Raw genomic sequence first — 12406 nt, forward strand, 5'->3', positions numbered from 1 at the left:
TGTAGAAGCAGCCTCTTATGCAAATTGGCGCAGGAAGCGCAAATCGTTTTCGTAGAACAGGCGCAGATCATCGACGCCATAGCGCAACATCGCCAGGCGTTCCAGACCGCTGCCGAAGGCAAAGCCGATATACCGCTCGGGGTCAAGCCCCATATTGCGCACGACATTTGGATGGACCTGGCCGGAACCAGAGATCTCGAGCCATTTCCCCGCATTTTTCCCGCTCTCGAACGCCATATCGATCTCCGCCGACGGCTCGGTAAACGGAAAATAAGAGGGGCGAAATCGGACGCGAATGTCATCTCGCTCGAAAAACTGTCGCAGAAAATCGGTATATACGCCCTTCAGATCGGCGAAGCTGATGTTCTCGTCAATCCACAGCCCCTCGACTTGATGGAACATCGGCGAGTGCGTTGCATCGCTGTCAACGCGATATGTACGCCCCGGCGCAATAACCTTGATCGGCGGACGATGCATGCGCGCATAACGCACCTGCATCGGGCTCGTGTGAGTCCTCAACAGCAATGGCTTGCCCGTTTCGTCGCTGCCGTCGACGTAAAAAGTATCTTGCATCGAGCGAGCCGGATGATTTTCCGGACTGTTCAGCGCCGTAAAGTTATACCAGTCAGTTTCGATCTCCGGGCCATCGGCCACGTCAAAACCGATCGAGTGAAAGATTTTTTCCACCCGTTCCCAAGTAGACAACACCGGGTGAAGCGTGCCGCGCGATTGCCCGCGCCCCGGCAGCGTCACGTCGATTGCTTCGGTGGCCAGGCGAACATTCATCAGCTCATCGTTCAGCGCCTGGCGACGGGCCTGCAAGGCGGTCTCGACCTGCTGCTTGGCCGCGTTGATGCGCGCACCTTCCGCTTTGCGCCGCTCCGCGTCGAGCTTGCCCAGCCCCTTGAGCAGTTCGGTCAGTTGCCCGGATTTTCCGAGAAAACGCGCCTTCTCATTTTCAAGTGACGCGGCATCAAGGGCAGCGGCAAAAGCCCGCTGCGCTTCGCTAACGATATGTTCCAGGTCCATAGGAGCTCGGCGGTTGAGCAAATCGAATATCGAAAACAAAAGGGGGCTCGGTGAGAGCCCCCTTCAGGTGGCGGCGCCAAATTCTGACGCCGCTCAAAATACAGCATTTACGCTGCGACGGCGGCTTTCACCTGATTGACAATCGCTGCAAAAGCAGCCTTATCAGTGACGGCCATATCCGCCAGCACCTTGCGGTCAAGCTCGATCGACGCCTTTTTCAAGCCATTGATGAACACGCTGTAGGTCATGCCATGCTCACGCACACCGGCATTGATCCGCGTAATCCACAGTGCGCGGAAAACGCGTTTCTTGTTACGACGATCGCGATAGGCATATTGCCCTGCGCGCATGACAGCTTGCTTGGCAATGCGGAACACATTGTTGCGGCGACCACGGTAACCCTTGGCGGCTGCGATAATTTTCTTGTGACGGGCCCGCGCTGTGACCCCACGTTTGACTCGAGGCATGTTTTTCTCCTATCGGTCGGGGTTTAAGCGAACGGCATCATCGCGCGCACGGATTTCACGTTGGACTCGTGAACTTCCGCAGAGCCGCGCAGGTGGCGTTTGTTCTTGGTGGTTTTCTTGGTGAGAATGTGGCGCTTGAAGGCCTGACCGCGCTTGACGGTCCCGCCCGGACGCACCACAAAGCGCTTGGACGCGCTTTTCTTGGTTTTCATCTTCGGCATGAAAAACTCCAGTTCTAATATGATCACAGGTGTGCCGCGAACAGCGACCCTTGACTAACCTGCTCTCACTTGTGCGGGGCTAATACCCCTGTTTGTTTCACCGCGGATTCCTCCGCGGTGACACGACTCACTTCTTCTTTTTAGGCGCGAGCACCATGATCATCTGACGCCCTTCCATCTTGGGCATTTGCTCGACCTGACCAATTTCGTCAAGATCCGCACGCAAGCGTTCCAGCACGCGCATGCCAATCTCCTGGTGAGCCATTTCGCGCCCGCGGAAACGTAACGTTATCTTGGTCTTGTCACCCTCATCCAAGAAACGCTGTAGATTGCGCAACTTAACCTGGTAGTCACCCTCGTCTGTCCCAGGGCGGAATTTGACTTCCTTGATCTGGATGACCTTTTGCTTGAGCTTGGCCTCGTGCGCTTTCTTGGATTCCTGGTATTTGAATTTACCGTAATCCATCAGCCGGCACACAGGCGGTTGCGCCTGTGGCGCAATCTCGACCAAGTCCAGATCGCCTTCCTCGGACATCCGGAAGGCCTCAGCCAGTTTAACGACGCCGATCGGTTCCCCGTCGACCCCAACTAGACGCACTTCCGGCGCTGTAATCTCGCCGTTGATGCGATGCGACTTCTCCGTAGCGATGTTACGTTCCCTTTAAAAATACAAAAATTTAGCCGTACCTCTCAGTGGCATTATTGAAAGGCCTCACACTCTTGAGTGAAGCGTTCTGATAGCGCGGATAAGGGTAAAGTCCCCAAGTCCACGCCGCCACGAGCCCGAACGGCTACCACGTTGGCATCACGCTCCTTATCACCAACGACAAGCAAATACGGCACTTTTTGCAGCGCGTGCTCGCGTATTTTATAGCTAATTTTCTCATTGCGCAAATCGGCGCGTACTCTAAACCCTTGTTTTTTCAACGTTTGAGTTACCTGTCGGGCGTATTCGGCTTGATTTTCCGCAATATTCAGCACGATAGCCTGCTCCGGGGCGAGCCAAAGCGGCAATGCACCAGCGTGGTGCTCGATCAAAATGCCGATGAACCGTTCCAACGACCCCAGAATGGCGCGATGCAGCATCACCGGCCGCTTGCGGGCATTGTCTTCAGCCACATATTCGGCGTTCAACCGCTCCGGCATCGAAAAATCGACTTGCATCGTTCCGCATTGCCACTGGCGACCGATGGCATCTTTAAGCGTGTACTCGATCTTCGGTCCGTAGAAGGCCCCGTCACCCTCCGCAATTTCGAATTCGCAGCCCGAGCGACGCAATGATTCCATCAAGGCAAATTCCGCCTTGTCCCAGCCAGCATCGGTTCCTACTCGCTTGGGCGGGCGCGTTGCCACTTTATAAATGATCTCTGAAAAACCGAAATCCTTATAAACGCGCTGTAGCAACGCCGTATAGTTCACGCACTCATCGAGAATTTGATCTTCGGTACAGAAAATATGACCGTCGTCCTGGGTAAAGCCCCGCACCCGCATCAACCCGTGCAACGCGCCGGACGGCTCATTGCGATGGCACTGACCGAACTCGCCATAGCGCAACGGCAAATCCCGATAGCTGTGCAGCGTAGCGTTGAAGATTTGTACATGTCCCGGACAGTTCATCGGCTTGAGCGCGTAGTGGCGGTTTTCCGACTCCGTGGTAAACATGTTCTCCTTGTAGTTCTCCCAGTGCCCGGATTTTTCCCACAAGGCGCGGTCCAGAATTTGTGGCGCCTTGACCTCCTGGTAGCCATTTTCGCGGTAAATGCGCCGCATGTACTGCTCGACTTCCTGCCATAGCGCCCACCCCTTCGGATGCCAGAAGATCAGGCCAGGCGCTTCCTCCTGGAAATGAAACAGATCGAGCGATCGACCGAGCTTGCGGTGATCGCGCTTTTCCGCCTCTTCGAGCATATGCAGGTAGGCATCCTGATCTTCCTTCTTCGCCCATGCCGTGCCATAAATGCGCTGCAGTTGCTCATTATTCGAGTCACCGCGCCAATAAGCACCGGCGACCTTCATCAACTTGAAAACCTTCAACTTGCCGGTGGATGGAACGTGCGGGCCGCGGCACAAATCAACGAACTGCCCCTCTCGATACAACCCGATCTCCTGCTCGGCCGGAATCGACGCGATGATCTCTGCCTTGTATTTCTCACCCATCGAATTGAACAGGGCAACCGCATCGTCACGGCTCCACACCTCGCGCACCACCGGTTCGTCCCGTTTGGCCAATTCGTGCATTTTCTGCTCGATCGCCGCGAGATCTTCCGGTGTGAACGGCCGATGAAAGGAAAAATCGTAGTAAAAGCCATTTTCGATCACCGGCCCGATGGTGACCTGCGCCTCCGGATAGAGCGCCTTCACGGCATAAGCGAGCAGGTGAGCCGTCGAATGGCGAATGATGTCGAGGCCGTCCGCGTCACGCTCGGTCACGATTGCCAGATCGACATCCTGATCAAGCAAGTACGACGTGTCGACCAACCTGCCATCGACCTTGCCGGCCAGGGCAGCCTTGGCCAGCCCAGGGCCAATCGATGCAGCGACTTGAGCCACCGTGACCGGTTGATCGAACTGGCGCTGCGAACCATCAGGCAAACGAACTGAAACCATGCGGCGACCCCTTTTTGCAAAATCCCTCATCGGGCAAATTCAGTGGGCGAAAAAAATGCGGCCTCGACGTATGCCGAGGCCGCATTTGCTTGCTTTTCTTGAGACGAAAAACACCCCCGACTAACGTCGCGCCTTCACCTCGGTAAAAGTTCGCGCTGTCATAAACTGGATGCCCTTCTACGTTCTTGCAGAAAAACGTACGTTGTTCGTTGGTAGGCTCGATTGGACTCGAACCAACGACCCCCACCATGTCAAGGTGGTGCTCTAACCAGCTGAGCTACGAGCCTATTTCAAGAGAACGCGATTGTAGCACGGCATTTTAAAATTCAACAAGCACCAAAACGATCAAAAACCAATCGCGACGCCAGGGCTTCACACAGCATGCGGATGCGCTCATCAGGACACACCCAACGTTTTCATGGCTACCACTACCCGACGCCCGGCTCGCGGGCGAAATCCACCTGCGCATGTGTGCTAAATTTTGCCTGGAAATTGGTATTAAGCGCCCCCCTCGGGGCGCCTCTGAGAGGAATGAATGGCCGCACCACCCAAGGCAACTGGCGATCGCGATAAAGCCTTCGACAATCACACACCAATGATGCAGCAATACCTGCGCATCAAGGCCGATCATCCCGATACGCTCGTGTTTTACCGCATGGGTGATTTCTACGAATTATTCTTCGACGATGCGGAAAAAGCATCTCGCCTGCTCGATCTCACGCTGACTTCACGCGGAGCCTCTGCCGGCACGCCGATCAAGATGGCTGGGGTGCCCCATCATGCGGTTGAGCAATATCTCGCCAAACTCGTAAAACTCGGCGAATCGGTCGCGATCTGCGAACAGATTGGTGACCCGGCCACCACCAAAGGGCCGGTCGAGCGAAAAGTGGTCAGGGTCGTTACGCCGGGTACGCTAACCGACGCGGCACTGCTGTCCGACAAGGTCGATCAGTATCTGCTGGCACTACATGTGCAGCCGGCACGCAAAGCGGCAGCACCCAAAATCGGGCTCGCCTGGCTCAATCTTGCCAGCGGCGAATTGCGCCTGCTCGAAGTTGCGCCGGATCGCCTGGATCGTGAGTTCGAGCGCATTCGCCCCGCCGAAACGCTCGTAGCGGACAGCCAGATCGATGCCGTCGAAGGGCTCGCTCACGGCGCACTCACCCGACTGCCGGATTGGCATTTCGACATTGCCACCGGGACCCAACGTATTCGCGATCAGTTAGGGGTAACGCAGCTAAGCGCCTTCGGGTGCGATGACCTCGCTCCGGCGCTCGGCGCAGTCGGCGCACTGCTCCAATACGCCGCGGCAACCCAGGGGCAGTCGCTGCGCCACGTGCAAAGACTGATCGTCGAGCGGGAGTCCGCGTATATCGGCCTGGACAGCGCCACCCGGCGCAATCTCGAGATCACGGAAACCCTGCGTGGCACGGAGTCTCCAACGCTGCTCTCGCTGCTCGACACCTGCAGCACCACCATGGGCAGCCGATTATTGCGCCACTGGTTGCATCATCCCTGGCGCGATCAGCAAATCCCGCGCGCGCGCCAGCAAGCTATCGGCGTGCTGCTCGACGATGCGTACGGTGCTGCCTGGCAACCGTTGCGCAATGAATTGCGTCGCGTCGCCGATGTCGAGCGCATCACTGCCCGGCTGGCGCTGTTGTCTGCGCGGCCGCGAGATCTATCGAGCTTGCGCGACTCATTGCAGCAGTTACCGCAACTGCAGGCCGCCCTTGCTCCGGCGCAAGGCGGGGCCTCCCTGCTCGATACATTGCATGCAGAACTGACGCCACCCGAGGCCTGCGTCGAAATGCTGGCCCGCAGTATCGCCGCCGAACCGGCTGCGATACTGCGCGACGGTGGCGTCATCGCGCGAGGATTCGACGCTGAACTCGATGAATTGCGAGACATTTCGGAAAACTGCGGGCAGTTTTTGGTCGATCTGGAGGCGCGCGAGCGAGCGCGCACCGGCATCCCCAATCTGCGCGTCGAGTACAACCGGGTTCACGGCTTCTATATCGAAGTCACGCGCGGCCAGACCGACAAAGTACCGGACGATTATCGTCGCCGCCAAACGCTCAAAAACGCGGAGCGCTACATCACACCGGAGCTCAAGACCTTCGAGGACAAGGCGCTGTCGGCCCAGGAGCGCTCGCTCGCTCGCGAGAAAATGTTATACGACACGCTGCTCCAATCCTTGCTGCCGTATATCGCGGATTGCCAGCGCATCGCAGCCGCGCTGGCACAGCTGGATGTGCTGTGCACGCTCGCCGAGCGTGCCGGCACGCTGCGCTGGACAGCGCCCATCTTGAGTGACGAGCCGGCACTCTCGATTATTCAGGGCAGGCACCCGGTGGTGGAAAATCAAGTCGAGCGTTTTATCGCCAATGATTGCCAACTCGACGCAGCGCGCAAATTGCTGCTGATCACTGGCCCCAACATGGGCGGTAAATCGACTTTCATGCGCCAGACTGCGCTGATTGTATTGCTGGCCTATGTCGGTAGCTATGTTCCTGCCGAACAGGCGATCTTCGGCCCGCTCGACGCTATCTATACGCGCATCGGCGCAGCCGACGACCTGGCTGGAGGACGTTCGACCTTCATGGTCGAAATGACGGAGTCGGCAACGATTCTTCACAATGCGACCGAGCAAAGCCTGGTTCTGATGGACGAGATCGGGCGCGGCACATCGACCTTCGACGGTTTGGCGCTGGCCTGGGCGATAGGGCGTCAGCTCTTGACACACAATCGCAGCTTTACGCTCTTTGCCACCCATTATTTCGAACTGACTCAACTGCCCGACGAATTCCCGCAGGCGGCCAATGTACATCTCGATGCCATCGAGCACGGCGACGGCATTGTGTTCCTGCACGCGGTTCAAAGCGGACCGGCCAGCCAAAGCTACGGATTGCAGGTCGCTCAACTGGCCGGAGTCCCTCCTGCCGTGATTCGCGCTGCACGCAAGCATCTGGCCGAACTCGAGCAGCAATCGCTCAACGCCGCAGCGCCGCAGATGGATCTGTTCGCCACGCCGCGCTTCGATGCCATCGAGGCGACGCCAGTCATGCCTTCGCCCAGTGCGGCGCAGCAGGCTATCCTCGATCGCCTCGAGGCAATCGACCCCGATAATCTGCGCCCACGCGATGCGCTCGAGGCGCTCTACGAACTGCGCGGCATGCTGGACAAAACCTGAGGACGGCACGGTAGCGCTCGCTTCGGTGCGCGCCCGGAATGTTCATCCGGCGTCGCCTGGCAACAGCTTTGCCGCGCGCAAAAAAATAGGCCGCCAGGTGCGGGCGGCCCATTCAGCTATCCATTCAGCGCGGTACCAGCCCGCCCTGGACGAGATGCGCGCTCTTTATCTGCAAGAGACGCATCAATGTCGCTCATAGATCTGTCACAGCGCGTCGGGCGATCAAGCCGGCTGCCTCGAGCAGGCGCGCTCCGACGCGTGCCGCAGCTTTTCGGCACGCCCGACATTCCGACGCGCGCTCAGGTTAACGTCGGGCATCGCCCCGAATATCAGTGCAGAATGCGCGGTGCCCCGTGACCGTCATCCTGCTCGCCGCCAGCCTCACCCTGATCGTCCTCGTCGAGAACCTCGAGTCCACTCGCACCATGCGCATGCTCATGCTCGATTTCGTCCTCGGTAGCCTCTCGAACGTCGGTGACCTTGAGAGAAAATCTCAGCGCCATACCTGCCAGCGGATGATTGCCGTCAAGCACCACTTTGTCATCAGCGACGTCGGTCACGGTATAAATCAGGGTTTGGGCCTCATCGTCACCGTCTTCGGGCGATCCCTCGAACTGCATGCCCACTTCCAGCGGCTCGGGAAAGCGGGCGCGTTCCTCGACCTTGATCAGTTCGGGATCATAATCACCAAACGCATCTTCGGGCTCCAGCTGCAACTGCGCTTCAAACCCAATATCCCGCCCATCCAGCGCTTCCTCGATTTTCGGGAACGTGCCATCATAGCCGCCATGCAAATAAACCATCGGCTCGTCGCCACTTTCCTCGATCAGATTGCCTTGGGAATCTGACAGTGTGTACGCGACCGACACGACGGTATTTTTTTCAATCTTCATCAAACTCTCCGGAAAACAGCCCACATTATACGGGAGCCTCTCTGACGGCTCCTTTGTACTCGCATGAAAAGATCCTTGCAACCACCCTCCCTGCTTGGCGACCTCTCGTCAGCCGAATTCATGCGGCGCTACTGGCACCGGCAACCGCTGGTGATTCGCCAGGCGATTCCCGGTTTCACACCATTGCTGGACCGCGCTGCATTGCTCGCGCTGGCCGCTCGAGACGACGTCGAATCCCGTCTGGTTCGGCAGATACGGCAACGCTGGACGCTGTCGAGCGGGCCATTCGAGGCAGCCGATTTGCCAAGTGCGCGCACACGGCAATGGACACTCCTGTTGCAGGGAGTGAACCTGCATCACGACGGCGCGCGAGCACTATTAGACCAGTTTCGCTTCGTGCCGGACGCGCGACTGGATGATCTCATGATCAGCTACGCCACCGATGGTGGCGGCGTCGGGCCGCACTTCGATTCCTATGACGTATTCCTATTGCAGGCCCACGGCACGCGCCGTTGGCGTATTTCCGCACAACAGGATCAAACGCTGATCGACGGCTTGCCGTTGAAAATACTGAAAAACTTCAAGGCCGAGCAGGAATGGGATCTAATCCCTGGCGATATGCTCTACCTGCCGCCTGGCTACGCTCACGACGGCGTCGCGCTGGGTGAATGCATGACATATTCGATCGGCTTTCGGGCGCCAACCAATCGCGAGATCCTACAAAATTTTCTCTATTTCCTGGCTGAAAATAGTGACGAACTGCCACTTGGTCAGGCGTTTGAGGGGCGTTACGCAGATCCCAGGCAACCGTCTGTCGCACATCCGGCACGCCTGCCAAACCAAATGATCGATCGCATCGCAGCACAACTGGCCAAGGTCCGATGGCGTCGGCAGGATATCGTCCGTTTTCTCGGCCAATGGCTGAGCGAGCCCAAACCTCAGGTCTATTTCACGCCGCCGGAGTCGCCGATGACGCGAGGCGCCTTTTTACGTCGCGCTCGCGCCCAGGGCGTCGCGCTGGCGCGTCAAAGTCAATGTCTGTATGAGGCAGGTTATTCGTTTTTCAACGGGGAAATTCAATCGCTGCCCAGCGCCGCGCAAAAATGGTTTCGCCGATTAGCCGACGCTCGGCGACTGAGCCAGGCCGATTGCGCAGAACTGCCGGCGCCACCCGCGCCAGACTGGGACATTCTGTACGAATGGTATCGTGCCGGATGGATCGAACTTACGCCGCCGGGGGCCAGTCGTTGAGCTTTTTCGCGGATCGAGCCGTTGCGCAAGCCTGCGGCGGGTCGCCATCATGCCATAGGTAAAACGAAGAAAAAAAAGCAACGAATGCTGGGAAATATCATCGACTACATATATGAAACCCCCTATAATTTCCCGCCAAGCCACCTGCAGAACTAGGGTAATCCACAATTGCCGACGCGCACGCAGCTGGCCTTACGCTGACCCAGCGTACCCCGATTCATTGCATATTTCTTCGTTTGTCTACACTATAAAAGGACGTGATCATGAAAAAGTCTCTCCTCGTCGCCGCGTTGCTGGCGCTGACCTTGACCGCCTGCGGTAAGAAAGAGGAACAACCGGCGGCCGACAACACCGCTGCCAGCGCAGCCGCTGCTGCCGCCTCTGACGCCAGTTCCGCCGCATCCGCCGCCGGCGCCGCTGCCAGCGATGCCGCTTCGGCCGCTGGCGCTGCTGCCCAGGAAGCCGCTTCGGACGTTAGCGCAGCCGCCTCGTCGGCAGCCTCTGCTGCTGGCGCCGCCGTCGACGCTGCGAAAGACGCCGTCAAGAAGCAGTAATTAGGCTTCTGACGAAAAGCCGGCTCTGGCCGTAATGCCGTTCAGTCAAGGTCTTTTTTAGGTACCGGACGGTGTAGCGGAGTGGTCGCGATTTGACGACCCGATCGCATTTGCGGTCGGGTCGTTTTTCGTTGATGAGCCGCTTGAGGTGCTCCCGCAGACGTTTAAGAACGGCGGGAAGCTTGGCGAGCGCCGGCGGGTGAGCAGCCCACATCATCTCGTGCTGGATGAGATGGAAGGAGCGCACGAAGCTGAGTTCGGTCGGTTCGCACCTGGCCTCGAAGGCCGCGCTGGCCATTTCGCGGCGAATCGGGTTGTAGGCGATCAGCCCGCCCCGGATTTCCTGGTAGACACCTTCGGCGGTTCGGCTACGTAGCGTCAGCTCGCTGCCGAGCATGGATTGTTTGAGTTCGCGGCGGCTGGTTTCGACCTGCCAGCGGCGCTCGTAGCAAGCATCCAGGTCGGCCACCTAGAAGCGGCGTCGGTCGGTCAACGAAGTCAGTAGCACCCGCTCGCGGCTGCCCGCATCCGCCACGCGAATCGCGCGCGCCATCCACCATTCGGGTAGCTCAGGGCACTTCTGCCGTGCCTGTGGTGAGGCGCGCATGCGCACCAAGGCATCTTCGGGCTTACCTGATACCACTTCCCAGCGCGTATTGGCTTTGGCGGGAATCAGGGAGTGGCGATTGCGCATGCCCGCTGTCAGACCGCATAGGATCTCTGCAGACAGAAAGCCCTTGTCGAAGACCGTCAGCGGGTGATCCGGGATCTGCGCCAGCAATTGCTTGGCATAAAGCATCTCATTCGTATCGTAGCGACCGAACGCGATGTTCGAGACCAGGTGGGCCGGCACCGAAGTCAGCGCCACGGCTCGCACCCGCGGATAGCTCGCCACTTTGCCGCTGGCATAGCCCTGCGCACCGAAATGCTCTCGATTCTCGGCACTGTCCGGGGTGCGCAGCGTAGTGCCATCCATGGCCCGCAGACTCAGCCTCTTGAAGACGTGGCGTCCAGCGTCGTGCTGGCGCCAGGCTCGTGCGGTCCGTTCGAACAGCCAAACCATCGGCGCATCGCCCAAGCGTTGCCGAGCCTGGGTCACAGCGCTCTTGCTGACGAACGTCGCTTCGTTGGGTAATACCAGATCAAGGCTGTCGACTACCTCGCTGATCGACCGGCGGCGATAACTCGCCAGCGCGATCACGAGCCAAACCACTTGCACGGCAGGCACCGCATCCAGCAGGAAGCTCAGGTGGTCGCTCAGCATCGCGGCCAAAGTTAACAGCTCGCCGCACCGCTTACAACGCCACCCCCCCCAAAAAATGCCGTTCAGCTCTTAACTGAACGGCATTACGGGTTAGGCCGGCTTTTTTTCTATTGGATCATCGATTCGTTTGCCATGCGGCCCAGCGCTAATTTCACGCTTCCTGCCAGTCGACACCTTCCTCTTGCGAAGCGACGAGAATTTCATCCGGTGCCGTATCCAGCGCCTCGGCCAAGGCCACGCGGGCCAGCATCGGCGAGTTATTTTGTTGGCTCAAGTGAGCAGCAACGATGCGCTTGAGGCGATTACGCTCGACAGACCGCAAAATGTTCGCCGCACTATCATTGGCCAGATGCCCATAGTCCCCACCAATGCGGGCTTTGAGCGACGGCGGGTACTTGCTGCCGGCAAGCATATCTCGATCATGGTTGCACTCGAGCACCAAAGCGCTGCAGCCTCCCAGAACTTCGATCAAATGAGGCGTCGCGCTACCGGCATCGGTCAATACGCCAAGCCGATTACGGCCATCCGAGAACACAAACTGGAGCGGCTCGCGCGCATCGTGCGGAACTGTGTAGGGCAGCGCTTGAAGCGCGCCAACGACCACCGGCTGTTCTGAGCGGCACCAGCAGACTTCCAGATCCGGGGCGAGCGGGCTGGCCTGCCCCGTGCCCCAACTCATATAAATCGGAATATGGTATTTGCGCGCCAGTGCGGTAGCGCCACCGATGTGGTCGGCATGCTCGTGAGTCACGAAAATGGCGTCGAGCGAATCAGCGCTCAACGCCAACCTCGCCAAGCGACGCTCAGTCTCGCGCACGGAAAAGCCACAATCGAGCATAACACGCGTGGTCGAGACGCCATCACACGCCTCGACCACCAGGGCATTCCCTTCACTTCCGCTACCCAGACTGGCGAACCGCACGGTTC

Annotated in this window: 10 protein-coding genes, 1 tRNA gene and 1 pseudogene; 3 read left to right on the top strand and 9 right to left on the bottom strand. The window is 58.5% G+C overall.

What is annotated here, in order from left to right; translation table 11 throughout:
* Nucleotides 1-15: 15 nt before the first annotated feature.
* From pheS to EPN80_RS09965, 6 genes are all read right to left on the bottom strand, one after another.
* Complete coding sequence (gene pheS / locus EPN80_RS09940; RefSeq protein ID WP_293026279.1) at nucleotides 16-1029, bottom strand: phenylalanine--tRNA ligase subunit alpha; 1014 nt, start codon at nucleotides 1027-1029, stop codon at nucleotides 16-18.
* 107 nt (nucleotides 1030-1136) lie between these two features.
* Nucleotides 1137-1496, bottom strand: a complete 360-nt coding sequence (gene rplT, locus EPN80_RS09945; RefSeq protein ID WP_047212956.1) for a 50S ribosomal protein L20 — start codon at nucleotides 1494-1496, stop codon at nucleotides 1137-1139.
* Between the two features lie 23 nt (nucleotides 1497-1519).
* The gene (rpmI, locus tag EPN80_RS09950; protein WP_047212955.1) at nucleotides 1520-1717 is read right to left on the bottom strand and encodes a 50S ribosomal protein L35; all 198 of its coding nucleotides are present in this window, start codon (nucleotides 1715-1717) and stop codon (nucleotides 1520-1522) included.
* Nucleotides 1718-1844: 127 nt separating this feature from the next.
* Entirely contained in the window at nucleotides 1845-2366 is a 522-nt protein-coding gene (infC, locus tag EPN80_RS09955; RefSeq protein ID WP_293026578.1) for a translation initiation factor IF-3, read from the bottom strand.
* A 50-nt stretch (nucleotides 2367-2416) separates the two neighbouring features.
* Complete coding sequence (gene thrS / locus EPN80_RS09960) at nucleotides 2417-4324, bottom strand: threonine--tRNA ligase (protein WP_293026281.1); 1908 nt, start codon at nucleotides 4322-4324, stop codon at nucleotides 2417-2419.
* Between the two features lie 210 nt (nucleotides 4325-4534).
* Nucleotides 4535-4611, bottom strand: a tRNA-Val gene (locus EPN80_RS09965).
* Between the two features lie 248 nt (nucleotides 4612-4859).
* Between EPN80_RS09965 and mutS the strand changes: the two genes are divergently transcribed.
* Complete coding sequence (gene mutS / locus EPN80_RS09970) at nucleotides 4860-7517, top strand: DNA mismatch repair protein MutS (protein ID WP_293026283.1); 2658 nt, start codon at nucleotides 4860-4862, stop codon at nucleotides 7515-7517.
* Nucleotides 7518-7846: 329 nt separating this feature from the next.
* On the opposite strand, the gene EPN80_RS09975 is transcribed toward mutS, so the two are convergent.
* Nucleotides 7847-8410 (bottom strand): peptidylprolyl isomerase, encoded by a 564-nt coding sequence (locus EPN80_RS09975; RefSeq protein WP_293026285.1) that lies wholly within the window; start codon nucleotides 8408-8410, stop codon nucleotides 7847-7849.
* A 63-nt stretch (nucleotides 8411-8473) separates the two neighbouring features.
* Here EPN80_RS09975 and EPN80_RS09980 point away from each other — a divergent pair, with 63 nt between their 5' ends.
* Both EPN80_RS09980 and EPN80_RS09985 read left to right on the top strand, forming a co-directional pair.
* A complete protein-coding gene (locus EPN80_RS09980; protein WP_293026287.1) occupies nucleotides 8474-9661 on the top strand; it encodes a cupin domain-containing protein in 1188 nt (395 codons plus the stop codon).
* A 263-nt stretch (nucleotides 9662-9924) separates the two neighbouring features.
* Entirely contained in the window at nucleotides 9925-10215 is a 291-nt protein-coding gene (locus tag EPN80_RS09985) for a hypothetical protein (protein ID WP_293026289.1), read from the top strand.
* On the opposite strand, the pseudogene EPN80_RS09990 reads toward EPN80_RS09985, so the two are convergent.
* Nucleotides 10202-11479, bottom strand: a pseudogene (locus EPN80_RS09990) (IS4 family transposase). The gene EPN80_RS09985 and the pseudogene EPN80_RS09990 sit on opposite strands and share 14 nt — an antisense overlap.
* A gap of 151 nt (nucleotides 11480-11630) precedes the next feature.
* Nucleotides 11631-12401, bottom strand: a complete 771-nt coding sequence (locus EPN80_RS09995; protein ID WP_293026291.1) for an MBL fold metallo-hydrolase — start codon at nucleotides 12399-12401, stop codon at nucleotides 11631-11633.
* Nucleotides 12402-12406 lie beyond the last annotated feature (5 nt).

The organism is Pandoraea sp. (genome assembly GCF_004297875.1).
GTDB lineage: Bacteria > Pseudomonadota > Gammaproteobacteria > Burkholderiales > Burkholderiaceae > Pandoraea.

Bases quoted from the DNA above. Each gene is read 5' to 3' on its own strand.
- pheS (WP_293026279.1), bottom strand. From the start codon at position 1,029: ATGGACCTGGAACATATCGTTAGCGAAGCGCAGCGGGCTTTTGCCGCT.
- EPN80_RS09975 (WP_293026285.1), bottom strand. From the start codon at position 8,410: ATGAAGATTGAAAAAAATACCGTCGTGTCGGTCGCGTACACACTGTCA.
- mutS (WP_293026283.1), top strand. From the start codon at position 4,860: ATGGCCGCACCACCCAAGGCAACTGGCGATCGCGATAAAGCCTTCGAC.
- rpmI (WP_047212955.1), bottom strand. From the start codon at position 1,717: ATGCCGAAGATGAAAACCAAGAAAAGCGCGTCCAAGCGCTTTGTGGTG.
- rplT (WP_047212956.1), bottom strand. From the start codon at position 1,496: ATGCCTCGAGTCAAACGTGGGGTCACAGCGCGGGCCCGTCACAAGAAA.
- EPN80_RS09985 (WP_293026289.1), top strand. From the start codon at position 9,925: ATGAAAAAGTCTCTCCTCGTCGCCGCGTTGCTGGCGCTGACCTTGACC.
- thrS (WP_293026281.1), bottom strand. From the start codon at position 4,324: ATGGTTTCAGTTCGTTTGCCTGATGGTTCGCAGCGCCAGTTCGATCAA.
- EPN80_RS09980 (WP_293026287.1), top strand. From the start codon at position 8,474: ATGAAAAGATCCTTGCAACCACCCTCCCTGCTTGGCGACCTCTCGTCA.